19 protein-coding genes are annotated in these 23639 nt (G+C 56.4%); 15 read left to right on the forward strand and 4 right to left on the reverse strand.

Annotated elements, in window-relative coordinates; all coding sequences use genetic code 11:
• Positions 1 to 405 precede the first annotated feature (405 nt).
• The 5 genes from KQX66_RS18245 to KQX66_RS18265 all read left to right on the forward strand — a co-directional run bounded on the left by KQX66_RS18245 (position 406) and on the right by KQX66_RS18265 (position 6422).
• Complete coding sequence (locus KQX66_RS18245; RefSeq protein WP_010496818.1) at positions 406 to 603, forward strand: cold shock domain-containing protein; 198 nt, start codon at positions 406 to 408, stop codon at positions 601 to 603.
• Positions 604 to 859: 256 nt separating this feature from the next.
• On the forward strand, positions 860 to 1411 hold the full coding sequence (gene hpf / locus KQX66_RS18250; RefSeq protein WP_036682973.1) for a ribosome hibernation-promoting factor, HPF/YfiA family: 552 nt from the start codon (positions 860 to 862) through the stop codon (positions 1409 to 1411).
• 194 nt (positions 1412 to 1605) lie between these two features.
• Positions 1606 to 4107 (forward strand): preprotein translocase subunit SecA, encoded by a 2502-nt coding sequence (gene secA / locus KQX66_RS18255; protein ID WP_216794232.1) that lies wholly within the window; start codon positions 1606 to 1608, stop codon positions 4105 to 4107.
• Positions 4108 to 4228: 121 nt separating this feature from the next.
• Positions 4229 to 5357 (forward strand): peptide chain release factor 2 gene (gene prfB / locus KQX66_RS18260; RefSeq protein WP_216794234.1). Its coding sequence is split into 2 segments (ribosomal slippage): positions 4229 to 4300 and positions 4302 to 5357, totalling 1128 coding nucleotides; the frame shifts between segments, so codons are not numbered across the junction.
• A gap of 177 nt (positions 5358 to 5534) precedes the next feature.
• The gene (locus KQX66_RS18265; RefSeq protein WP_216794313.1) at positions 5535 to 6422 is read left to right on the forward strand and encodes a YitT family protein; all 888 of its coding nucleotides are present in this window, start codon (positions 5535 to 5537) and stop codon (positions 6420 to 6422) included.
• A gap of 75 nt (positions 6423 to 6497) precedes the next feature.
• On the opposite strand, the gene fdhD is transcribed toward KQX66_RS18265, so the two are convergent.
• From fdhD to KQX66_RS18280, 3 genes are all read right to left on the reverse strand, one after another.
• Positions 6498 to 7301, reverse strand: coding sequence for a formate dehydrogenase accessory sulfurtransferase FdhD (gene fdhD / locus KQX66_RS18270; RefSeq protein ID WP_216794235.1), 804 nt, complete (start codon positions 7299 to 7301; stop codon positions 6498 to 6500).
• Positions 7302 to 7306: 5 nt separating this feature from the next.
• Positions 7307 to 9658, reverse strand: a complete 2352-nt coding sequence (locus KQX66_RS18275; protein WP_216794237.1) for an FdhF/YdeP family oxidoreductase — start codon at positions 9656 to 9658, stop codon at positions 7307 to 7309.
• Positions 9659 to 9843: 185 nt separating this feature from the next.
• On the reverse strand, positions 9844 to 10203 hold the full coding sequence (locus tag KQX66_RS18280) for a Na-translocating system protein MpsC family protein (RefSeq protein ID WP_010496828.1): 360 nt from the start codon (positions 10201 to 10203) through the stop codon (positions 9844 to 9846).
• A 403-nt stretch (positions 10204 to 10606) separates the two neighbouring features.
• Here KQX66_RS18280 and argC point away from each other — a divergent pair, with 403 nt between their 5' ends.
• The 7 genes from argC (at position 10607) to argH (ending at position 18858) form a co-directional block, all read left to right on the forward strand.
• A complete protein-coding gene (argC, locus tag KQX66_RS18285; protein WP_216794239.1) occupies positions 10607 to 11656 on the forward strand; it encodes an N-acetyl-gamma-glutamyl-phosphate reductase in 1050 nt (349 codons plus the stop codon).
• A gap of 25 nt (positions 11657 to 11681) precedes the next feature.
• Positions 11682 to 12914 (forward strand): bifunctional glutamate N-acetyltransferase/amino-acid acetyltransferase ArgJ, encoded by a 1233-nt coding sequence (gene argJ / locus KQX66_RS18290; RefSeq protein WP_216794241.1) that lies wholly within the window; start codon positions 11682 to 11684, stop codon positions 12912 to 12914.
• Positions 12915 to 12999: 85 nt separating this feature from the next.
• A complete protein-coding gene (gene argB / locus KQX66_RS18295) occupies positions 13000 to 13791 on the forward strand; it encodes an acetylglutamate kinase (RefSeq protein ID WP_216794243.1) in 792 nt (263 codons plus the stop codon).
• A gap of 44 nt (positions 13792 to 13835) precedes the next feature.
• On the forward strand, positions 13836 to 15026 hold the full coding sequence (argD, locus tag KQX66_RS18300) for an acetylornithine transaminase (RefSeq protein WP_216794245.1): 1191 nt from the start codon (positions 13836 to 13838) through the stop codon (positions 15024 to 15026).
• A 38-nt stretch (positions 15027 to 15064) separates the two neighbouring features.
• The gene (gene argF, locus KQX66_RS18305) at positions 15065 to 16021 is read left to right on the forward strand and encodes an ornithine carbamoyltransferase (protein ID WP_216794247.1); all 957 of its coding nucleotides are present in this window, start codon (positions 15065 to 15067) and stop codon (positions 16019 to 16021) included.
• Positions 16022 to 16060: 39 nt separating this feature from the next.
• Positions 16061 to 17299: an argininosuccinate synthase gene (locus tag KQX66_RS18310; protein WP_216794248.1), complete on the forward strand. Its 1239-nt coding sequence runs from the start codon at positions 16061 to 16063 to the stop codon at positions 17297 to 17299.
• A 143-nt stretch (positions 17300 to 17442) separates the two neighbouring features.
• A complete protein-coding gene (argH, locus tag KQX66_RS18315; protein WP_216794249.1) occupies positions 17443 to 18858 on the forward strand; it encodes an argininosuccinate lyase in 1416 nt (471 codons plus the stop codon).
• Between the two features lie 91 nt (positions 18859 to 18949).
• Here argH and KQX66_RS18320 read toward each other — a convergent pair whose 3' ends face one another.
• Positions 18950 to 20443: a VanW family protein gene (locus KQX66_RS18320; RefSeq protein WP_216794251.1), complete on the reverse strand. Its 1494-nt coding sequence runs from the start codon at positions 20441 to 20443 to the stop codon at positions 18950 to 18952.
• A gap of 324 nt (positions 20444 to 20767) precedes the next feature.
• On the opposite strand from KQX66_RS18320, the gene ftsE reads away from it, so the two are divergent.
• The 3 genes from ftsE to KQX66_RS18335 are packed head-to-tail and all read left to right on the forward strand — an operon-like array spanning position 20768 to position 23628.
• A complete protein-coding gene (gene ftsE, locus KQX66_RS18325; protein WP_216794252.1) occupies positions 20768 to 21454 on the forward strand; it encodes a cell division ATP-binding protein FtsE in 687 nt (228 codons plus the stop codon).
• The gene (ftsX, locus tag KQX66_RS18330) at positions 21444 to 22358 is read left to right on the forward strand and encodes a permease-like cell division protein FtsX (protein WP_216794254.1); all 915 of its coding nucleotides are present in this window, start codon (positions 21444 to 21446) and stop codon (positions 22356 to 22358) included. The genes ftsE and ftsX overlap by 11 nt, the downstream gene beginning before the upstream one ends.
• A 46-nt stretch (positions 22359 to 22404) precedes the next feature.
• Positions 22405 to 23628, forward strand: coding sequence for a murein hydrolase activator EnvC family protein (locus tag KQX66_RS18335; RefSeq protein ID WP_253957245.1), 1224 nt, complete (start codon positions 22405 to 22407; stop codon positions 23626 to 23628).
• Positions 23629 to 23639: the final 11 nt, after the last annotated feature.

The raw sequence follows: 23639 nt of genomic DNA on the forward strand, positions 1-23639 counted from the left end.
AAGATAAAGATGAAGACAGTAAAATGGCAAGTGTATTTTTTGCCATGTTATTTTTTGGATTCCCTCTATATGGGCTTCAAGAGTGTCAGAACTTTTTAATCGCGTCTTTCAATAGTTGTATAACTGGCCAGCATTTCAAAGTGGCTGAGATAACGAAATGAACTTATTCAAACACCCTGTGGACAATGTGCATAACTCTGTTGATAACTTTGCGAAAAATGTCGATAAACCGCGACACAACAGGCTTTTAGGCTGTGAGTATTTTATTAACGCCATGTTAATACTCGAATTTTCGAAATATTTCACCAACACGGCCAAGTTCGATTGACAGCGGGGAGTAGGGGATGATATATTCGAATTGTGAGCGATGCTTGCAGTTATTTGATAACGAAGGGAATGTTTTACATGCAAGGTAAAGTTAAATGGTTTAACGCAGAAAAAGGTTACGGTTTCATCGAGCGTGAAGACGGTGGCGACGTATTCGTACACTTCTCCGCTATCCAAACCGATGGCTTCAAAACTTTGGAAGAAGGCCAATCCGTTGAGTTCGATATCGTAGAGGGCGCTCGCGGTCCTCAAGCGGCTAACGTCGTCAAGTTGTAATCATCCGGCCGGTTTCGGCCGCTCGTAATAGATGGTTATTGTTTGAACAAATTAGCGCGAACTTGATCACACCCTTGGGCAATCCAAGGGTGTTTTTCGTGCGTCCGAACCGTGTCGCAAAAAGCCTGAAGGGAGCGCTTACACGGCTGCCATAAATTGTCCAAATATTTTGTAAATTTTCCTCGAATTTTATGAAGGATTTTTGAAGGCGGGGGGTGAATATAGTATAATGTAAGTATGAAAGGAGGAGTCGCACATGAAATTCAACATTCGCGGTGAAAACATCGAGGTAACGGAAGCGTTGAAAGACCATGTCGAGAAAAAATTAGGCAGACTGGAACGCTACTTTGAAGCTCCCCCTACATCTGAAGTCAATGTCACTCTGAGCGTTGTGAAAGGCATGCAAACCGTTGAGGTGACAATTCCGCTTACCGGCCTTATGCTGCGGGCGGAGGAGAAGCACGCCGATATGTACGCGGCCGCTGATCTGGTTGTGGACAAGTTGGAACGTCAAATTCGCAAGGCCAAAACGAAAGCCAACCGCAAAATTCGCCTGGACGGCGGCATTAAAGATCTGTTCCGGATGGAACTGCCTGACGCTTCCTATTCCCTGGAGGATGAAGATGATTACGAATTGGTGCGGACGAAGCGTTTTACGCTGAAGCCGATGGATGTGGAAGAGGCGATTTTGCAAATGAACATGGTAGGCCATAATTTCTTTGTTTTCTCCAATTCCGATACCGAGCAAGTCAACGTGGTCTACAAACGCAATGACGGAAAATACGGCCTCATCGAGCCGGCCAGATAAACCGTCGAATGACTTAAGAAAAGAACCGAGCTTGTTCGAACGCTTCAGCGGTGCATCTAGCGATGCCTGCGCGTTCGGGCAGGCTCTTTTTTAGTAGATTCGGGAAATCGGGGCAGGTTTGTTGCGGTGAAAGGCGCAAACTGTTACAATTTAGGATAGGCTATTGTTTTTTAATAAGGAAGGGGATTAGCAACATGCTAGGACTCGTTAAAAAAATATTTGGCGATTCGAATGAGCGTGAATTGAAGCGCATGTGGAAAGCCGTGGAATACATTAATTCTCTCGAACCTTCGATCGAACCGCTTTCCGATGAACAGCTGCGAGGTAAAACTGTTGAGTTCCGTGAACGCTTGGAAAAAGGCGAGGATCTGGACGATCTGCTGCCGGAAGCGTTCGCCGTTGTGCGCGAAGCGTCCAAGCGCGTTTTGGGCAAGCGTCACTATGACGTGCAGTTGATTGGCGGTATGACGCTGCATGAAGGCAAAATCGCGGAGATGCGTACAGGGGAAGGTAAGACGCTGGTCGGTACGCTTCCGGTGTATTTGAACGCGCTCCTCGGCAAGGGCGTACACGTCGTTACGGTCAACGATTATTTGGCCCAACGGGACAGCGGCGAGATGGGTAAAATCTATGAATTCCTGGGGATGACCGTCGGGGTTAACCTGCCGAACCTGTCGCACGATGCGAAGCAGCAGGCTTATGCTTGCGACATTACCTACGGAACGAACAACGAGTTCGGTTTCGACTATTTGCGCGACAACATGGTCGTGTACAAGGAACAAATGGTACAGCGTCCGCTTTATTATGCGGTCATTGACGAAGTGGACTCGATCTTGGTCGACGAAGCCCGTACGCCGTTGATTATTTCCGGGCAAGCCGCCAAGTCGACGGATTTGTATTATATTGCCGATCAGGTCGTCAGCCGGTTGGAAGACGAAGACTTCACAGTGGACGAGAAGCTCCGGTCCGTTGCTTTGACCGAACCGGGAGTAGCCAAGGTGGAACGCGCCTTCGGTATCGAAAACTTGTTCGATCACGACCACGTGCAGATCAACCACCATATTCAGCAAGCGTTGAAGGCCCACATTATCATGCGCCTCGACGTCGACTATGTCGTACACGATGGCGAGATCGTAATCGTAGACGAATTTACCGGCCGTTTGATGACGGGCCGTCGTTACAGCGAAGGGCTTCATCAGGCGATTGAAGCCAAGGAGAAGCTGCAGGTGCAGAACGAGTCGATGACACTCGCGACGATCACGCTGCAGAACTATTTCCGGATGTATCGCAAGCTGTCCGGGATGACTGGTACGGCGAAGACGGAAGAAGAAGAATTGAAGAAGATCTACAACCTGGACGTTATTGTCGTTCCGACCAACAAACCGATGGTCCGGAAAGACATGCCGGATGTCGTGTACAAGTCGGTGGCCAGCAAATTCCGCGCGGTCGTCAACGAGATCGTGGAGAAGCATAAGAACAACCAGCCGGTGCTCGTCGGTACCGTATCGATCGAGAACTCCGAGCGGCTATCCGAGATGCTGAAGAAGAAAGGCATTCCGCATAAAGTCTTGAACGCGAAATACCATGCAGAGGAAGCGGAAATCGTTGCGCGCGCAGGTCAACCGGGCAGCGTGACGATCGCAACCAACATGGCGGGACGCGGTACGGACATTACGCTTGGGGACGGAGTAGCCGAAGTCGGCGGGCTGCATATTATAGGTACGGAGCGGCACGAAAGCCGCCGGATCGACAACCAGCTCCGCGGCCGTGCAGGCCGTCAGGGCGACCCGGGTTCGTCCCAGTTTTACTTGTCGCTGGAAGATGAGCTCATGCGCCGTTTCGGAGCGGAGAACATCATGGGCATGATGGACCGCCTTGGGTTCGAGGAAGACCAACCGATCGAGAGCAAGCTGATCTCCAGAGCGATCGAGTCGGCTCAGAAGCGGGTCGAAGGCAACAACTTTGACGTGCGGAAAGTCGTTCTCCAATACGACGACGTCATGAACCAGCAGCGGGAAATTATCTATAAGCAGCGCCGCGAAGTGATCGAGTCCGAGAACATTCGCGACATCGTGCTTGGCATGATGATGCCGGTGATCGATCGGGTCGTCGAAGCGCATTGTCCGGCAGATCTCGTTCCGGAAGAGTGGGATTTGCAGGCGATCGTCGATTACGCGAACGGCACGTTCTTGCACGAAGGCCAGCTGAGTAAAGACGAGCTGTGGGGCAAAGAAAAAGAAGAGATCGTCGAATATATGAAAGATCTCTTGAAGCGTCTCTACGAGGAGCGCGAGGAGCAGATCGGTCCGGAGTTCATGCGCGAGTTCGAGAAGGTTGTCGTGCTCCGTGCGGTCGACAGCAAATGGATGGACCACATCGATGCGATGGATCAGCTGCGCCAAGGGATTCATCTCCGGGCGTACGGCGGTACGGACCCGCTGCGCGAATACCAGTTCGAAGGCTTCGAGATGTTCAATGAGATGATTCAAAGCATCCAGGAAGAAGTTTCGACTTATATCATGAAAGCTCATGTAGAAACGAACCTGGTGCGCGAAGCGGTGGTCGATGAGCACGAGATGGCCACGAACGGCGAACCGGCACCGAAGCAGCCTGCGGTAAGCGAAGACCGGATCGGACGCAACGATCTGTGTCCTTGCGGCAGCGGGAAGAAATACAAGCAGTGCCACGGCGCGTAAATTGTAAAATATTTGATGCTAAACGTTACTGTAAATGTATAGGAAGCGGGAGGTCGGGGCGTCGCTCCGGTCTCCCTTTTCGGTAACAGGGTGCAAAATTAACGGATAGAGGTGCTTGATTATGTTAGAAGCGGATGTAAAACGGGATTTGCAAGAAACGGCCAAGCGATTGGCTGAGCTCAGGGGGTCTCTTTGACTTAGATCTGAAGCTGGAGCAGATCGCGGATTATGAAGAAAAGATGTCGGCGCCGGATTTTTGGGACGACAACGAACGGGCGCAGAAGCTGATTGGCGAAGCGAACGGGATCAAAAGCGTAGTCGACGAATTCCAAGCGTTAGCTTCGGAATACGAAGACCTCGAGGTCATGGCCCAGCTCATGCAAGAGGAGCAGGACGACAGCATGGCGGGCGAAATTGAAGGCGGGATCGCTTCCCTCGTCAAGAAGCTGGAAAACTTCGAGCTGCAGCTGCTGCTCAGCCAGCCGTACGATCGTCTGAACGCGATTTTGGAGCTTCATCCAGGGGCGGGCGGTACGGAATCGCAGGACTGGGCGGAGATGCTGCTGCGCATGTATCGCCGCTGGGCCGAGAAGCGCGACTTCAAAGTCGAGGTGCTTGATTATTTGCCGGGCGATGAGGCCGGTGTGAAAAGCGTGACGCTGCTTATTAAAGGGTACAACGCTTACGGCTATTTGAAGGCAGAAAAAGGCGTGCACCGCTTGGTGCGCATTTCGCCGTTCGACGCTTCGGGGCGACGTCATACGTCGTTCGTCTCGTGCGACGTGATGCCCGAAATTGACGACGATGTGGAAATCGAGATCCGTACGGAGGATCTCAAGGTCGATACGTACCGCTCCAGCGGAGCGGGCGGCCAGCACATCAATACGACGGACTCGGCGGTGCGGATTACCCACCTTCCGACGGGCGTCGTCGTCAGCTGCCAGACGGAGCGTTCGCAGATCAAGAACCGCGAGCGCGCGATGAAAATGCTCCGGTCCAAGCTGTACGAGAAAAAAATCGAGGAACAGCAAAAGCAGCTTGCGGAAATCCGCGGCGAAGTGTCCGATATCGCATGGGGCAGCCAGATCCGCTCGTACGTATTCCATCCGTACAGCATGGTCAAGGATCATCGGACCCAAGAGGAAACCGGCAATGTCGGCGCGGTGATGGACGGGGATTTGGACGCATTTATCGACGCGTATTTGCGACAGCAGATCAATAAGCCGGACAAAGAAAACGGCGCATCATAAAAATAAACAGGCAAGCTCATCCTACACGTTAGTAGCGGCTTCGTATTCCGCTGGCATCGCCAACTCCTGAGGGAGGTTCGGCCAGCCAGGGAAGAAGCCGAAACTGGCGTGTAGTTTTTTTATGCAGGGGGAGAGCGGATGTCGGTAATCGAAGGCACCGGAAGATCGGGCAGACGAATGGGATGGAAGGGGCGGGAGGCTGCTGCTTTGCCCCGCTGGCAGGGCATATTTAAGGAATATGGCCTCCTGCTCCTCGGTTCGCTCCTGATTGCAGTCAGCTTCAACGTATTCTTGAGCCCGAATCAGGTCGCGTCAGGCGGGGTCACGGGCATCAGTATCATCGTTCAGACGCTGTTCGGCTTCGAGCCGGCTTATACCCAATGGGCCCTCAACATCCCGTTGTTTACTGCCGGCACTTTGCTGCTGGGAACGCAGTTCGGGGTCAAGACGGCGGTTGGTTCGATAGTGCTCCCCTTGATGGTTCTACTGACGCGCGGGCTTCCTTCCTTGACGCACAATTTATTGCTCGCCAGCATTTACGGCGGCATCCTCATCGGGATGGGACTGGGGCTTGTGTTTCGCGGCCGAGGGTCGACAGGGGGCTTGGATTTGGCCGCGCAGCTTATCCACCGATACACTGGCCTCAGCCTCGGATTGTGCGTTGCAATGCTGGACGGACTAGTTATTTTATCGGCAGGTATCGTGCTGTCCCCGGAAAAAGCAATGTACGCACTCATCGGGCTGTTTGTGACAAGCAAAACGATCGGTGTCGTGCAAATCGGATTGGATTACTCCAAAGTAGCTTTTATCGTTTCGTCGGCTTCGGACAAAATTCGGGAAGCGATTTTGCATGAGCTGGACCGGGGGTTGACGGAGCTGGAAGCCAGAGGCGGGTATACCGGCCAAAGCCGTACGGTGTTGATGGTCGTGGTCGGGCAAACGGAAGTGAGCCGGTTGAAAACGCTGGTCCGGAAGCTGGACCCGGAGGCTTTTGTCATTTTAAGCGATACGAACGAAGTGTTGGGAGAAGGGTTCAAGCTGATGGGCTCTGGAGCGGGGCCCTGAGAAAGGTAAAGACGGCTGCGGGCGGGTTGGCCGCGCGCAGCCGCTCCATAGGTCAGGGTAAGAATAGCTTAGTGGCTAGTCACCGGTCTGCTCTGCAATTCTCTCCGGGTGCGAATACACATTGAACGAGCTGCCGCGGATAAAGCCAACGACCGTAATGCCCAGTTCGTCGGCCAGTTCGAGTGCGAGATCGGTCGGTGCAGACTTGGAAAGCAGCGTGCCGACGCCCATTTTCGACGTCTTGAGCAGCACCTCGGAGCTGACGCGCCCGCTGAAGGCGATGACTTTGTCCTTCATCGACAAGCGTTCCCGCAAACAGTGACCGAACACTTTATCGAGCGCGTTGTGGCGGCCGATGTCCGTGCGGCAGACGAGAAGGCGATCCGGGGAGCAGAGGGCCGCGTTGTGCACCCCGCCCGTTTCGCGAAACAGGTCCGAGCCGTCCTGCAGCTGCCGGATCAATCCGATACATTGAGCCGGAGTAATCATCCGCCGTGACATAATGGTCTTGGCCGTGCGGACATCGCTGCGAAAATAAAACTGGCGGCCTTTGCCACAGCACGAGCCGATGAACCGCTTGGAATGGTCCAGACTGCGGCCGCGCTCCGGGTGAAGCAGGCGGACTTGGGCCAAGCCTCGGTGAGGATCGACGGCGAGACCGATCACCTCGGCAGTCGTTCGGATGACGCCTTCGGAGGCGAGAAAGCCGAATGTCAAGTCTTCCAGATCGGTCGGAGTGCAGACGATGGTAGCAAACTCCTCTCCGTCGAGCTCCAAAGTAAATGGCTTCTCCGAAGCGATCCGATCGTTCCGGGTTTGAAGCATTTCCCCGTCATAATGCCAGACGGTCCGGCTCTCCACCGGACGCTCCTCTTCCATTGACCTCACCCGCTTTCCGTTTCCAGCTCTTCAATGCGCCGTTCCACGTACTTCGTATCCTTGAAGGCGTGGTAGGTTTCCGCTTTTTCCACGATGACCGTCGTATTGTACTCCGGAATGCCTGCGAACGGCTCATATACTCCCTTGGGGATCAGCACGTTCCCTTCCGGCCAGTGGACTTCGATATTACCTTCTTTCATGCGGTCCCACTTTACCCGGCCATGAAACGCTCCGTACCGGTTGTAGACGACAATGGCGTCGCCTTCCCGAAGCTGAATCGTCCGCCCGTCCAGCTCGTTCATCAGCACATCGTATCGGTCTGCGCCGTTGAACGGATCGGTCTCGCTGTAGACCATGGAGTTGAACTGCTTGCCTCGACGGGTCGTCACGTAAAAATGCCCTTCGGGCTTGCGCAGCTCAGGCAAATCGATCGGGAGCAGCGTCCCCCGGCCATCCGGTGTCGGGCAGATGCCGCCCTCGCAGAGCCAGGCGCCGCCCCACTGAAATACGTCGCCGCGATGGCGCAAATGCTGAATGCCGTCATAATTGGGCGCGGCCCGAGCGATTTCCTCCCGGATCGCGAAGGCGTCTTCACAGCCGATCAAATGCTTCGCTTCCGGTTTGACGCGGGCGGCGAGATCGACGTAGATGGCCCATTCCGCGCGGGCTTCCGGCATCCGGGGCCCTTCGATCTCCGGCGAGAAGTATACCATTCGCTCCGTTGAAGTGGACGTCCCTCCGCCAGGCTGCTCATAGCGGGTCATGGCGGGGAGGACGATGACCGTTTCTTTCGCATCGACCAGCGTCGACGTGTTCAGAATAATATCCTGATGCACGCGAAGCTCGACATTGGCGAGGCAGCGCTCCACAAATTCCGGGTCTGGCATCGTTTCGAGAAAGTTGCCACCGGACGTATAGAATACCTTCAGCCTACGCTCGTGATCTTCCGGCAGCAGCGCATTTTCCAGCGATACGCCGACGATGTCGCCCTGCCATTTCGGCAGGGGGAAGTTCCACAGCCGCTCGATCCGCTCGATGTCGCCGCCTTTGAACTCCCCGCCCGGCAGGCTGAACGGATCGGCGCCCATCTCGCCCGAGCCCTGCACGCCGCTGTGGCCGCGGATCGGCATCAGGCCGCAATGCTCGCGGCCTAGAAACCCGCGCAGCAAGGCCAGGTTGGCCACCTGCGAAATATTGTCCGTGCCGAAGCGGTGCTGCGTCAGTCCCATGCTCCACACGAACACGGCCGACTTCGCGGCGGCGAGCATCCGGGCGAATTCTCCCATGCGCTCGCGCGACAAGCCCGATGACGATTCGAGCAGCGTCCAGTCCTGGCGCATCACGTGGGCCCGCAGCTCTTCATACCCGTTCGTATGCGCCCGGACGAACTCGTGGTCGACGGCAGAGCCTGGATCGGCATCCTCCATCTCGAACCAATGCTTCATGACGCCGTTCATAAAAGCGATATCCCCGCCGATATGAACTTGATAGAAGTCGTCGGTCAGCTTGGTGCCGAACAAAGCCGATTCCGCAATCGATGGAATCCAGTATTGATTCATCGACGGCTCATAGTACGGGTTGATGACGATGATTTTCGTCCCTTTCCGCTTGGCCGCGTACATGTACTTCGTCGACACCGGCTGGTTGTTCGCCGCCACGCTGCCCCAGAAGACGAGCACGTCCGTGCCGATCCAGTCCTTGTAACTGCAGCTTGAAGCTCCGATCCCGACGGACCGTTTCAATGCCGTTTTGGACGGAGAGTGACAGATGCGCGACGCGTTGTCAATATGATTCGTCCCGAGAAACCGCGCTACCTTGGCCGCAGCGTAATACGATTCGTTCGTGATGCCACGCGCCGTCAAATAGAACGCGAGCTGCTTGGGATCGATGCTGCGGATTTTGGCGGCAATTTCGTTAAGGGCTTCATCCCACGCGATCCGGCTGAACCGGCGCTCGCCTTTGCGGCGGATAAGCGGATACGGCAGCCGGCCGAGCTTGCGCAGCGCGGTGCTGTCCAGTTGGCGCAGCTCGTCGATATCCGCATGCAGCACCTCTTCCCGGATTGCCGGCATCGTGTTCAGCCGCAGCACGTTGAGCCGAGTCGTGCACAGGTGCGGTCCGTTCAGTGTCTGATCGTACAGCCCGGAGACGCCGAGCGCGCAGCCGTCGCAGACGCCCTGAGTCAAGATGCGGGCGGCGTAGGGGAGTTGGTCGCGGTTGTCCCAGAATGCTTTGAACGTATCGCGGATATGCCGCGGCTTGATCCGGTTCAGGCCGAACGGCACCTTGCTGACCCATAGCGACGGATCAGGACGGGAAGGGAGCGAGATGCGCCCCGTATGCTTTGTAGTACCCATAGAAAGAAGACCACCTTTTCGTGAAAATGGGATAAAAAAAGCCGCAAAGATACAGCTCCCGATTTCCGAACGGTTGCGGAAGACGAGAGCGGATCTGTTGCGGCGGTTAGTCTTGAGCAGGTTCGCTGCCAAGTGCCAACGGCACATATACAATTGTAAGATCGTGCGCTTGCTGCGCAAATGCGCTAAGTGCTGAATTTCTTCTCGATATCTTCGTCAAATACGAAAATACTCATGCCGATATCTTTGTCGAGGTCGATATCTACGAACAGATCGACGAAGTTTGCACCGAGCAGCTCTTCCATTTCTACCGGCCGGTGCAAGCGGTACATTTCCTTGACCATCTCGGTGCGTGCCGAACGCAGCGCCTGTTTGCCGTCAGCGGCCGAAGCGATGAATTTCTCGACGGGGGACAGGTTGCCCTCCATCTCGCAGATGGCCCAATGTTTGCAGAACGTCGTACGTATCTCTCGAGGGCCTTTGCCCATATGGCGTTTGCGAAACGCTTTCACCAAATTGCCAAATTCGGCCTCTACTTTATTCATTCGGAACAACTCCGTTTACGGCGACGTTTTTGCTTTATAGATATAGAATTTATAAGTTATCGGCGGAGCTGGTTGAATTCTATATCGCAAGAAAAGCTTCCACTAAAACACGAATGTATCTTCCTCGAAAAGACTTCGCTAAGTAGCTTTTTCTTATAAATTTTATCATGGGGGAAGCTTCAGTTCAAGATGGTCCGGGATTCAACATACGCTTGCCTGCGTGTACAGGGTAAGATACGATAGGGGAAAGTCTCGCTCCGATGCAATGAAAAACACTTGGCGGCAGCGAGCTTTTCACCCGGGCGGACGGTGGGGTCGGGCGATGAATAGGGTAAAAATTTCGTTGAATTATTATGCTTCCGAATGTATAATAATACATAGTTTGCAAGTGGAGGGACGGAACATGACTACAAAATTAAGAGCGGCGATCGTCGGGTCAACCGGCTACGGCGGGGTGGAGCTAATCCGGCTTTTGCTGGCGCATCCGAATGTGGAGATTACCTCTGTAATTTCCTCCTCAAGTGCCGGAGCGCCGATTGCGGACGGGTATCCGCATTTGAATCAAATTTTGACGGACCGGCTGGATGCGGTCGATGTCGAGCTGATCCGAAGCAAAGCGGACATCGTCTTCCTGGCAACGCCGCATGGGGTCAGCACCGAGCTGTCGCCGAAGCTGCTGGATGCCGGACTGAAGGTCATTGATATTTCCGGCGATTTCCGCCTGCAATCGGGCGACGTATATGAGACATGGTATAAACATAAACCGGCTGATCCTGAATATTTGAAGCGGGCGGTCTACGGGCTGTGCGAAGTGTTCGGAGAAGAGGTGCGGGGGAAAGATTTTATTTCCAATCCGGGCTGCTATCCGACGGCCACGCTGCTTGGTCTGGCGCCGCTTGCCGCAAGCGGTTGGATCGACCCGAAGTCGATCATCGCGGACGCCAAGTCGGGCGTATCGGGCGCGGGACGCGGTCTCAGCCTGCTCGTGCACTATTCGGAGATCAACGAAAACTTTCTGGCTTATAAAGTAAACAAGCACCAGCATACGCCGGAGATCGAGCAGGCGCTGAGCCGGCTTGCCGGGGAAGAAGTCGTGATGACGTTCACGACGCATTTGGTGCCGATGACGCGCGGTATTTTATCTACGATTTATGTGAATCTCAAAAGCCCGCGGAGCGAGGACGATATTCGCGAGCTGTACCGTCAATATTATGAAGGCCGCAAGTTCGTGCGCATCCGGGACAAGGGGAAATACCCGGCGACGAAGGAAGTTTGGGGCTCGAACTATTGCGATATCGGGCTGTCGCTCGATTCTCGTACGGGGCGCCTGACGATTGTGTCGGTTATTGATAATGTAGTCAAAGGGGCGGCCGGGCAAGCCGTTCAAAACTTGAATTTGATGATGGGCTGGGATGAAGCGACGGGTCTCGCTTTCACTCCGGTATATCCATAACGTAAGGGAACAGGTGAAGAAAGCGATGGCGACAAAAGGTAACGATGCGTTTACGATAGTGCCGGACGGCTCCGTGACAACGCCGAAAGGATTTCGTGCGGGCGGGCTGCACTGCGGATTGAAAAAAACGGAGCGCCACGATCTCGGTGCCATTGTGTGCGAAGTGCCCGCAGAAGCGGCAGGAGTCTATACGCTGAACCAGTTTCAGGCGGCTCCCCTGAAGGTGACGCAAGAGAGCATTGCGCAGGGCGGCAAGCTGCAGGCGATGCTGGTGAACAGCGGCAACGCCAATGCCTGCACGGGCCAGCAGGGCGAAGACGATGCACGCGCGATGCGTGCGGCGGGCGCCAAAGCGTTCGGCGTAGCCGAGCATCTGGTCGGCGTCACGTCGACAGGCGTAATCGGCGAGCTGCTGCCGATGCCGAAGGTGCTCGGAGGCATTGAGAAGCTTCCGGCGGCGGTAAGCGCGGACGGCGGGGACGACTTCTGCCAGGCGATTTTAACGACCGATCTGGTCAAAAAAGAAATCTGCGTTCGCGTGACGGTCGGCGGACGCACCGTGCACATTGCCGGGGCGGCAAAAGGATCGGGCATGATCCATCCGAACATGGCGACGATGCTCGGGTTTATGACGACTGACGCGAATATCGAAAGCGCCGAGCTGCAAAAGCTGCTGAACGACGTGACCGATTCGACGTTCAACATGATTACCGTCGACGGCGACACGAGCACGAACGACATGGTCGTTGTCATGGCAAGCGGACTGGCGGAGAACGAGCGCTTGACCCCGGAGCATGCGGATTGGGCGGCATTCAAGGCTGCGTTCAACCATGTCGGCGAGTACTTGGCCAAGGCGATTGCGCGGGACGGCGAAGGCGCGACGAAGCTGATCGAGGTCACGGTGGCGAATGCGGATTCGCGTGAAGCGGCGCGGGCGATTGCGAAAACGGTCATCGGCTCCAGCCTGGTGAAATCCGCTTGTTTTGGTGCTGATGCCAACTGGGGACGCATCATTGCGGCGGTCGGCCGCGCAGGATATCCGGTGAAGACGGAAACTGTCGACATCCGCCTCGGCGATATCGTCGTGCTGGAGCAATCCCGTCCGGTGAAGTTTGACGAAGAGCGGGCTGCGGAATACCTGAAAGGCGATTTCGTGCTCATCCATGTCGACCTGCATATGGGCGAAGCGACGGCGACGGCGTGGGGCTGCGATTTGACCTATGATTACGTGCGAATCAATGCGGCGTACCGGACGTAGTTTGAAGCGCGGCAAATAAAGCGAAAACAAACCGCCCGCAACCCCCGTGTTGCAGACCGGTGAAACGATAAGGGGAACAGTTCGGATGAGCAATTGTTTTGTGATGAAATGCGGCGGCAGTACGCTTGCGGCGCTGCCGGAGCTTTTTTTCGACGATTTGAAGCGGCTGCAGGCGGAAGGTATCATTCCCGTCATCGTGCACGGCGGCGGTCCGGCGATCTCGGATACGCTCGGCAAGCTGGGCATTGAGTCCGAATTCGTGAATGGCCTTCGCAAAACGAACGAAGCCGTCCTCGATGTGGTCGAAATGGTGCTGGCTGGACAAATTAACAAAGAAATCGTCCGCAAAATCCAGTTGTCCGGGGCGAAAGCGCTCGGCTTGTCCGGCGTCGACGGACACTTGATTGAAGCGGCGCCGGTGGCGAACGCGCACGAGATCGGGCTCGTCGGCGACGTGACGCAGGTGAATGCGGAGCTCGTGCAGGGCATCGTGGCGATGGGCTACATCCCCGTCATCGCGCCGGTCGGCATCGGAGCCGACGGCGGCCAACGCTACAACATCAACGCCGATACGGCGGCCGGTGCCGTCGCATCGCATCTGGGCGTGGAGCGGATGATCGTCGTGACGGACGTACCCGGCATTATGAAGACCGTGGACGGCGAGAAGCAGGTTCTTCCTTCGGTCACCGTTCGCGAGATCGACGAAATGATCGCCAGCGGCGAAATTTACGGCGGTATGATTCCGAAAGTACGCGCGGCGGTACAGTGTATTCAAGGCAAGGTGCGCGAAGTCGTCATCGTTAACGGCGCAGAGCCGGAAGTGCTCAGCCGGGCGCTGAAGGACGGCGGCATCGGCACCCGCATTGTGAAGGAATAAATCGTACTAATTCTAAAATGATCCGAGAAAAAGGAGTGAACGACATGGGAGAGGCTCAAAGCGCATTGTTTCCGAACTACGCACGGTATCCTTTTACGTTTGTGAAGGGGGACGGCAGCCGTCTGTGGGATGAGCATGGCAAGGAGTATCTGGATTTGATGTGCGGGCTGGCGGTGACAAACCTTGGGCATGCGCCGAAGCAGGTGACTCAGCGGCTGAAGGAGCAGGTCGATACGCTCTGGCATACGAGCAACCTGTTCCACATTCCGAACCAGGAGAAGCTGGCTCAGCTTCTCGTGGACAACAGCTGCGCCGATGCGGTATTTTTCTGCAACAGCGGAGCGGAGGCGAACGAAGCGGCAATCAAGCTGGCGCGGCGCTATTTCAACAAGGTGCTCGGCCAGCCGCAGCGCTACGAGATCATTACCTTCGACATGTCGTTCCACGGCCGGACACTGGCTACGCTGACGGCGACGGGACAGGATAAAGTGAAAGAGGGCTTCGCGCCGCTGCCGGAAGGCTTCGTGTACGCGCCGTATAACGATGCGGACGCTTTGGAGAAGCTGATCGGCGACCGGACGTGCGCGATTATGCTTGAGCTGGTGCAGGGCGAAGGCGGCGTCAATCCGGCGGACCCTGCGTTCGTGAAACAGGTGGCGGAGCTGTGCAAGCAGCACGGGCTGCTGCTCATCCTGGACGAGATTCAGACGGGGATGGGACGCACGGGCAAGCTGTTTGCCTACGAGCATTACGGCATCGAGCCGGATTTGTTCACGCTGGCCAAAGGGTTGGGCAGCGGCATGCCGATCGGCGCGCTGCTCGGCAAAGCGAAGCTGCGCGAAGCGTTCACGGCCGGCAGCCACGGCTCCACGTTCGGCGGGAACTACTTGTCCACCGCAGCGGGTATTGCGACTGTGGAGACGATGCTGGCGGAGAAGCTGCCGGAGCGAGCGGCGGAACTGGGTGCGTACATCCTGAGCGAGCTGCAAACGAAGCTGGCGGACAATCCGCTGGTAGGCCAGATCCGCGGGCTCGGGCTGCTGATCGGCATCGGTTTGACGGTGCCGGCAGCGGAGCTGATCTCGGAAATTCACGGGCAGGGCGTGCTCGTCGTATCGGCAGGACCGAACGTGATCCGTCTGGCGCCGAGCTTGTTGATCTCGAAGGAAGAGTTGGATCGCGGGCTGGAGACGATCTGCAGCGTACTGGCGAAGAAAGCCGCAGCCGCTGTCTAGGCTGACAAAGAATAGGCATACCGAAAGGAGAGACATCCATGGCAGGCACTGTACAACAAGATTTGGCGGTTCAGCTCAGAGGGCGCGATTTTATCGGCTTGGTCGACTATGCGCCGGAAGAGATTCAATATTTGATCGAGCTCGCGGTCGAGCTCAAGAGAAAGCATAAAGCGGGGGAAGCGTCCCAGCCGCTCAAAGGAAAAACGCTTGGCATGATTTTCGAAAAATCGTCCACGCGGACGCGGGTATCTTTTGAGGTAGGGATGTATCAGCTTGGAGGCCATGCGCTGTTCCTCAGCAAGAACGATCTGCAAATCGGCCGCGGCGAATCGATTCACGATACGGCGCAGACGCTGTCGCGTTATTTGGACGGCATCATGATCCGCACCTTCGCGCACCGCACGGTCATCGAGTTGGCGCGGGCGGCAACGGTGCCGGTGATCAACGGCTTGACGGACTTGTCCCATCCGTGCCAGGCGCTGGCGGATTACCAGACGATTTATGAGAAAAAAGGCCGTCTGCAAGGGCTCAAAGTGGCCTATATCGGCGACGGGAATAATATGGTACACTCCTTATTGATGGGCGCGGCCAAGCTTGGCGTCAACTTTGCCGTCGCGACGCCGGAAGGCTACGAGCCGGACGAAGAAGTGCTGCGTCAATGCAAGGAAAGTGCCGCCAAAACGGGAGCAACCATTTACGTGGGAGCCGACCCGAAAGAAGCGGTGGCGGACGCGGACGTCATTTATACGGACGTGTGGGCCAGCATGGGCTTCGAGGCGGAGCAGAAAGAACGGGAGATCGCGTTCAAAAACTATCAAGTCAACGACGAGCTCGTAAAATATGCGAAAAAAGATTTCTTGTTCATGCACTGCTTGCCGGCGCACCGCGGGGAAGAAGTGTCCGAAGGGGTCATCGACGGACCGAATTCCGTCATCTTCGATCAGGCGGAAAACCGGCTGCATGCGCAAAAGGCAGTCATGGCAGCGATCTTGTAATATTCGGAAAGCTTACAATTAAAGGAGAGCGGGAACCACATGGCAAAGCAAAAAATCGTATTGGCCTACTCGGGCGGCCTCGATACGTCGATCATTCTTAAGTGGCTGAAAGAAACGTACGATGCCGAGATCATCGCTTTTACCGCGGATATCGGACAAAAGGAAGAACTGGACGGCTTGGAGGAGAAAGCGCTGAATACCGGCGCCTCCAAAGTATACATCGACGACCTGCGTGAAGAATTCGCCCGCGATTTCATTTATCCGATGTTCCAGTCAGGCGCGCTCTATGAAGGGCAGTACCTGCTCGGCACCAGCATCGCGCGGCCGCTGATCGCGAAGCGCATGGTCGAAATCGCGCGCGCGGAAGGCGCTACGGCGATCGCTCACGGCGCTACGGGCAAGGGCAACGACCAAATCCGCTTCGAGCTGACCGCTGCGGCCTTGACGCCGGAGATCGAGGTCATCGCGCCTTGGCGTCTGGAGCAGTTCCGCGAGCAGTTCCCGGGACGGGCCGAGATGATTGCTTACGCCGAGAAGCACGGCATTCCGGTCACCGCTTCGGCGGCCAAGCCGTACTCGATGGACCGCAATCTGCTGCATATCAGCTACGAGAGCGGCGTGCTCGAAGATCCGTGGTTTGACGCGAGCGCACCGGAGAACAAAGACATGTATCTGCTGAGCGTGGACCCGGAAGATGCCCCGGATCAAGCGGAATATGTCGAGCTGGAGTTTGAGCAGGGGAACTGCGTGGCCGTGAACGGCGAGCGCATGATTCCGCTGCAGGTGATGGAGAAGCTGAACGAGTTGGGCGGCAAGCACGGCATAGGCCGCGTCGACATGGTGGAGAACCGCTTCGTCGGCATGAAGAGCCGCGGCGTGTACGAAACCCCGGGCGGCGCCATTCTGTTCTCCGCTCACCGCAAGATGGAATCGCTCACGATGGACCGCGAAGTCATGCATCTGCGCGACTCGCTCATCTCGCGTTACAGCACGCTGGTGTACAACGGCTTCTGGTTCGCTCCGGAGCGGCTTGCGCTGCAGGCGCTCGTATCCGAGAGCCAGAAGAACGTGAGCGGCACGGTGCGGCTCAAGCTTTACAAAGGCAATGTGATCGCCGCCGGCGTGAAGAGCCCGGTCAGCTTGTACAACCCGCACATTGCGACGATGGAAGCCGATCCGACGCAAGCGTACAACCAAGGCGATGCGACAGGCTTCATCCGTTTGAACGCTCTGCGTTTGCGCGTCGCTTCCGGCGTCGAGCAGAACGCGGCGAAATAAATCGCGGCAGGCGAGAAGCCGGTCATTTATCAGCCTGTAACACTTCGAACCTTAGGGTTTTCCGTCAGCGGGAAGCCCTAAGGCTGTGTATAACGAGCAATACTCATTCGATGCATACGATACAGGAAAAGGGGGACGCTGATATGTCCAAGCTGTGGGGCGGACGGTTTACGAAAAAGACGGACCAACTGGTCGAAGAATATACGGCGTCGATCCTGTTCGACAAGGAGTTGGCCGAGGAGGACATCCAGGGCAGTCTGGCGCATGTGACCATGCTGGGCAAGTGCGGCATCCTTCCGGCAGACGACGTGGAGAAAATCAAGGACGGTTTGCTGAAGGTGCAGAACGTCATTCGCCGGGGCGAAATGGAATTTTCCATTAGCGACGAAGACATTCATATGAACATCGAGAAGGCGCTGATCGACGAGGTGGGCCCGGTCGGAGGCAAGCTGCACACCGGCCGCAGCCGCAATGATCAGGTAGCTACGGATATGCATTTATGGCTACGCAAGCGGGTCGTGGAGTTTGTCGGTCTGCTGAACAAGGTGCAGGAAGCACTGATTGGACAAGCAAAAGCGAACATCGATACGATCGTGCCGGGCTATACCCATTTGCAGCGGGCGCAGCCAATTTTGTTCGCCCATCATCTGATGGCGTACGTATCGATGTTCCAACGCGACATCGAGCGTCTGCAGGACAGCTACAAGCGCGTGAACGTGCTGCCGCTGGGCGCCGGGGCGCTGGCCGGGACGACGTTCCCGATCGACCGTCACTTCGTGGCGGAGCAGCTCGGCTTCGACGGCGTTTACGAGAATTCGCTCGACGCGGTGAGCGACCGCGATTTTATTCTGGAGTTCCTGTCGAACGCGGCGACGATTATGATGCACCTGTCTCGCCTCAGCGAGGAGTTCGTGCTGTGGTCCAGCACGGAGTTCCGGTTCATCGAGCTGGATGACGCCTTCTGTACCGGCAGCAGCATTATGCCGCAGAAGAAAAATCCCGATGTCGCCGAGCTTGTGCGCGGCAAGACGGGCCGTGTGTACGGCAATCTGTTCGGTCTCCTGACCGTGCTGAAGTCGCTGCCGCTCGCTTACAACAAGGATATGCAGGAAGACAAAGAAGGCATGTTCGATACGGTTCGCACGCTGCAGGGCGCGCTGCAATTGTTCGCGCCGATGATCAGCACGATGAAGGTGAACAAGGACCGGATGCGTCAGGCCGTCAACCAGGACTTCTCCAATGCGACGGATATCGCGGATTACTTGGTGAACAAGGGAATGCCGTTCCGTCAAGCGCACGAAGTCATTGGCAAAACCGTACTTTACTGTATCCAAAATCAAAAATATCTGCTCGACCTTAAGCTGGAAGAATTCCACCAATTTTCCAAGCAGTTCGATCGGGACATCTACGACGTGCTGCAGCCGGAAAGTGTCGTAAACGCCCGCAACGTCTACGGCGGTACCGCCGCGGCGCAGGTGAGTCAAGCGATTGAGCGGGCGGAAGCCGTTCTGGCCGGCTCGTCGGCTTGGTTCGAGGAATATTTCACGAAAAGCAGATAAGCAAGGTAAGCCAAAAACCCCCACCCGCAGAAGGGCGGCTTGATCAGCCGCATCCTTCAAACGAGCTGGGGGTTTCTTGCGTCTGCCGCGGTCACCGGAAGGTCGGCCCGCGGACGCCGTCCTCGATCAGCGGCGCAGGCGGCTCACCGGGCGGAGGCGCCGTATGGTCGGGGGTTCCCGAACCGCCGCCGGAAGCGATCACGGTCGGCTGGGCGTGATAGGTGTCGCGCGATACTTTTTCCTGCGAAACGACAACGCCGTTCCGTTTCTTGTATCGGAACGTTTCGACGACATACCCGGGCTTTCCTTGTATGACGATTTCCTGTTTGCCGCTCGGCAGCGAAGGATTCAGCACATACTTAACCGGCGGCGCCAACGTTTCGAGCGTCTTCGACTCGATGTCGTAGGTGATGTCCGGCGGCGTCTGGCCGAACAGCTTCACGGTGACGCTGCGCTCGTCCGAGGAAGTACGGATCAACAAATAATGGTCCGTTGAGTTGCGGAATTTGAAATTGATGTGGCCGGTGGCGAACGTAGCGTCCTGTCCCAGCGCGACATAGCTTACGGGGAGCGAATGATTCCGCCGCTCGACGACGGCCAGACCGGCCCGCAGGACGGCGTTGTACAGCGTCGAAGACACCTGGCAGATGCCGCCGCCGATGCCGGGAACGAGCTTGCCGTTCACGATGACCGGCGCTTCTTTGAAGCCGAATCGCTTCTCCGTCCGCTCGATGACCGGGGCATAGTCGAACACTTCACCCGGCTTCAGCAGCACATCCTGCAGGGAAGCGGCCGTCGAACGGACGTTGTGCACGCGTCCTTCGATGCTGACGGCAGCTGGGGCCGGTGGCGATACGGTCGTGAACTCGCCGATTTTGCGTATAATCCCCTGCGCACGCAGCGCTTGCTCCGTAATGGCCGGTTCTTGCGTCAGCATCGGAACGTCCAGCGGGATGGCGGCAGGCGCCTGCTGGCGGCTTTCCCCCGCGGATTCGGGCACTACGGCAACGGCTCCCCAGTCCGGCAGCGCCGCTTGGAGCCGGCTGAGCAGCTTCGCTTCGTCGACCCGTTCCACACGGGTCTCGGGCACGTAGCTGATGGCATCGTTCGCGTCGATCAGCCGCTTCGCATCGGTCGGCTTGCGGGCGTACACTTGCGGGAACGCTTCGCTCATCGCGGCCCGCAGCTTGTCTGCCGACAGCGCGGGCGTCAGCGCAAGCGAGGCTCCGCGAAGCCGCCAGCGGGCCGCCGCCCGCCGGTACGGGGGCCCTTCCCGAACGGGCTGAAGCTGCGCCAGCAGCTCCTGGCCGTTGATTTCAAGCCCGAGCTGCCGGAGCGTCCGCTCGGCGCTGCCGCCTCCCGGCACGGTCAGCCGGACCTTTTGCTCCAGCAGCGCCGACGTTTTCGAAGCAAGCTGACGCTCAAGCTCGGGCCAGGCCAAGCCCCCGATCGGCCAGCCCGCAACACGAACTCCTGCAGGAACCCGGGCGAGCGAACCGTAGGCGGTAACCGACAGGAAAATGACCAGCATCAGCGTCAGCGTGCCGATCCAGATCCAGTGAAAACGCAGATTCCATCGTGGCATGACGGGCTCTCCTTTTGTTCCTCGATACACTCGTACCTCTTCATCTATATGCGGCCAAGCCCCGAAACTTTCCATTCGCCGTCATTCGCCAATCGTCCGCGTAACGCCGCGCGGGCTGTACGATCTGGCCGAACAAGACCGAAGTGGCGAACCGCATTGTCCTATACTCTGAGCCGAACCGGTGTTCCGAATGTGAAGAAACTGTAGAAATTCACTGTCGGATAAAGGATTTTGCGCTTTTATGTCGAACTTGTAAAGGCTGGCATCAAGTTCCGCTTCTCGAAGGCGGTCTACAGACTCGCAAATTTTTCAGGATGTGATATCGTGATCGAAATGCAGGACGTTTGGAAAACGTATCCTGACGGCAGCCATGCCTTGAAAGGCATCAGCGTCAAGGTCGACCAAAGCGATTTCCTTTATGTCGTTGGCCCTTCCGGCGCCGGCAAATCGACCTTTATGAAAATGATTTACAGAGAAGAGCGACCGACCAAAGGCACGATATTCGTCAACGGCTTCAATCTGGAAAAGCTCAAACAGCGCAAAATTCCGTTTGTCCGGCGCAATATCGGGGTCATTTTCCAAGACTTCCGGCTGCTCCCGAAGCTTACCGTATATGAGAACGTCGCCTTCGCCATGGAAGTGATCGAGGCGCCGAAGAAGCTCATCAAGAAGCGCACGCTCGAAGTGCTGGAGCTTGTGCGGCTCAAGGACAAAATCAATTCTCTGCCGACCCAGCTTTCCGGGGGCGAGCAGCAGCGGGTCGCCATTGCCCGGGCGATCGTGAACAACCCTTCCGTCATCGTCGCGGACGAGCCGACGGGGAATCTCGATCCCGACACGTCTTGGGGCATTATGAAGCTGATGGAAGAAATCAACTTTCGCGGCACGACCATCATTATGGCAACGCACAACAAAGAAATCGTCAACACGATGCGCAAGCGGGTACTGGCCATCGAATCGGGCAAGCTTGTCCGGGATGAGGTAAGGGGTGACTACGGCTATGAGGATTAACACGGCCGTGAGGCATCTTCGCGAAGGCGGTAAAAACGTCGTTCGAAACGGCTGGATGTCCTTTGCCTCCATTAGTGCGATTGCGATTTCTTTGTTTATTTTGGGTGTCTTTTTGCTTCTGTCGTTGAATGTCAATTACTTGACCCAGCAGATCGAACAGCAGGTCGAGATCCGGGTGTATCTCGAAGTGAAAACGCCGGAGGATCAGGTAACTTCATTGCAAAACGAAATTTCGGCCATCTCTAACGTTTCGAAGGTCAAGTTTGTTTCCAAAGAGGAAGGGCTTGAATACTTGCGCGGAAAGCTGGGAGACGGGAAACAGCTGCTCGAAGGGTTCGAGGGCGAGAACAATCCGCTGAACGATTCCTTCACCGTCGAAGTGACCGAGCCTCGCGAGGTCGCAGCGGTAGCGAAGCAGATCGAGGGCTTGAACAACGGCAAGCCGACGAAGCCGATTTACCGGGTCAGCTACGGGCAAGGGACAGTAGAGACGATGTTCAAAGTGACGTCGATCGTCAGGAACGTCGGGTTGGTCATCGTGGCCGGATTGGCGCTGACCGCCATGTTCCTGATTTCCAATACGATTAAAATTACGATCGTGGCGCGCCGCCGCGAGATTTCGATCATGAAGCTCGTCGGGGCGACCAACTCGTTTATCCGTTGGCCGTTCTTTATCGAAGGGGCGCTGCTCGGCATTATCGGTTCGGCAATTCCCGTCGGCCTGCTGCTGTACGGGTATTGGGAAATGATGCGGGCGATCCAGCTCGACCTGAACCTGCTGCTCGTTCAGCTGCTGCCCTTTGAAGCGATCAGCCTTAAGACGGCAGGGCTTCTGCTCGGCATCGGCATTCTGATCGGCATTTGGGGAAGCACGCTGTCGGTCCGCAAATTTTTGAAAGTTTAATAACCAACGATCAATCTCGGATGAATAGTCGGGGGAGGAACGGATATTGAAGAAGTCTTGGGTGCCTCTTGTGGTCACGGCCGGTTTGGTAGGGACGCTTATCGCTCCGCAATACGGCTTTGCGCTGTCGGAGTCGCAGCGGATTCAGCAGGAAATCAATGAGATTAAAAAAATGAAATCCGCAACGCAGCAAAAAGTGAACGAGACGGAGAAACAAATCAATCAGGTGCAGCAGGAAAAGCAGCAGACGTCGAACGATATTACCGCCATCCTCGGCCAAATCGACGCGACGAACAAGAAGCTCAACGTGCTGAACGACCAAGTGTCGAGCGTCACGACCTCTTTGAAGGAGAACGCTCAGCAGCTGGAGGAAGCGGAAGCGAGAATCGTCTCCCGCGACCAGATGCTTAGATCCAGGCTGCGTCTGATGTATATGAACGGCGTCGTTTCCTACGCCGACGTGCTGCTCAGTTCCACCAGCTTCAGCGATTTCCTGGACCGGCTGCAGGCGCTTAAATCGATTGTCGGGCAGGACAAGGAAATTTTGGAAGCGAACAAACGGGACAAGGCCGTGATCGCCGACAAGCGCGTGGTGATTGAAAAGCAGCTGGCGGAGGTAAAAACTTTATACGCCCAAGCGGCGGCCATCAAAGCCGATCTTGTCGTGAAGGAAAAAGAAAAGGAAGTCAAAATCGCGAGCCTTTCCCAAAAGGAAAAGGAATTGGAAGATATCAGCGAAGAAGTGCAGCAGCAGCTCGTTCAAGTGGCGAAGCAGGAAGCGGAAAAACAGCGCGCGTTTCAGCAGGCCAAAGCGGCGGAGAACGCCAAGAAGAGCAAGGCAACTCCCGCTGCGCCGGCATATACTTATGGTGGCGGCAAGTTCGGGTATCCGCTGCCGCGCGTCGTGCAGATGTCTTCGGACTTCGGCACCCGGACCGACCCGATTAACGGACGGAAATCAACGCACACCGGACTCGATCTGCCTTCCCCGAACGGAACGGACATTTTTGCGGCGGAGGACGGCGTCGTTATCGTCGCGTCCTGGTGGAGCGGGTACGGCAACTGCGTAGTCATCGATCACGGCAAAGGCGTGTGGACGCTGTACGGGCATATCCGCAACGACGGCATCGTTGTCGAGAAAGGGGATACCGTCAAGCGCGGCCAAAAGATTGCAGAAGTCGGTTCCACCGGCCGTTCGACCGGAAACCACCTGCATTTTGAAGTCCGTATCGACGGAGATCCGGTTGATCCGAAGCCGTATTTGAGATAATGCTGCTGTTC

The sequence above is a fragment of the Paenibacillus oleatilyticus genome, assembly GCF_018998565.1.
In the GTDB taxonomy this organism is placed as follows: domain Bacteria; phylum Bacillota; class Bacilli; order Paenibacillales; family NBRC-103111; genus Paenibacillus_G; species Paenibacillus_G oleatilyticus.

Coding starts and splice junctions, on each gene's coding strand:
- argB (WP_216794243.1), top strand. CDS start 13,000: ATGAGCAATTGTTTTGTGATGAAATGCGGCGGCAGTACGCTTGCGGCG.
- KQX66_RS18320 (WP_216794251.1), bottom strand. CDS start 20,443: ATGCCACGATGGAATCTGCGTTTTCACTGGATCTGGATCGGCACGCTG.
- argD (WP_216794245.1), top strand. CDS start 13,836: ATGGGAGAGGCTCAAAGCGCATTGTTTCCGAACTACGCACGGTATCCT.
- argJ (WP_216794241.1), top strand. CDS start 11,682: ATGGCGACAAAAGGTAACGATGCGTTTACGATAGTGCCGGACGGCTCC.
- KQX66_RS18265 (WP_216794313.1), top strand. CDS start 5,535: ATGGGATGGAAGGGGCGGGAGGCTGCTGCTTTGCCCCGCTGGCAGGGC.
- KQX66_RS18245 (WP_010496818.1), top strand. CDS start 406: ATGCAAGGTAAAGTTAAATGGTTTAACGCAGAAAAAGGTTACGGTTTC.
- KQX66_RS18280 (WP_010496828.1), bottom strand. CDS start 10,203: ATGAATAAAGTAGAGGCCGAATTTGGCAATTTGGTGAAAGCGTTTCGC.
- secA (WP_216794232.1), top strand. CDS start 1,606: ATGCTAGGACTCGTTAAAAAAATATTTGGCGATTCGAATGAGCGTGAA.
- fdhD (WP_216794235.1), bottom strand. CDS start 7,301: ATGGAAGAGGAGCGTCCGGTGGAGAGCCGGACCGTCTGGCATTATGAC.
- argF (WP_216794247.1), top strand. CDS start 15,065: ATGGCAGGCACTGTACAACAAGATTTGGCGGTTCAGCTCAGAGGGCGC.
- hpf (WP_036682973.1), top strand. CDS start 860: ATGAAATTCAACATTCGCGGTGAAAACATCGAGGTAACGGAAGCGTTG.
- argH (WP_216794249.1), top strand. CDS start 17,443: ATGTCCAAGCTGTGGGGCGGACGGTTTACGAAAAAGACGGACCAACTG.
- ftsX (WP_216794254.1), top strand. CDS start 21,444: ATGAGGATTAACACGGCCGTGAGGCATCTTCGCGAAGGCGGTAAAAAC.
- KQX66_RS18310 (WP_216794248.1), top strand. CDS start 16,061: ATGGCAAAGCAAAAAATCGTATTGGCCTACTCGGGCGGCCTCGATACG.
- KQX66_RS18275 (WP_216794237.1), bottom strand. CDS start 9,658: ATGGGTACTACAAAGCATACGGGGCGCATCTCGCTCCCTTCCCGTCCT.
- argC (WP_216794239.1), top strand. CDS start 10,607: ATGACTACAAAATTAAGAGCGGCGATCGTCGGGTCAACCGGCTACGGC.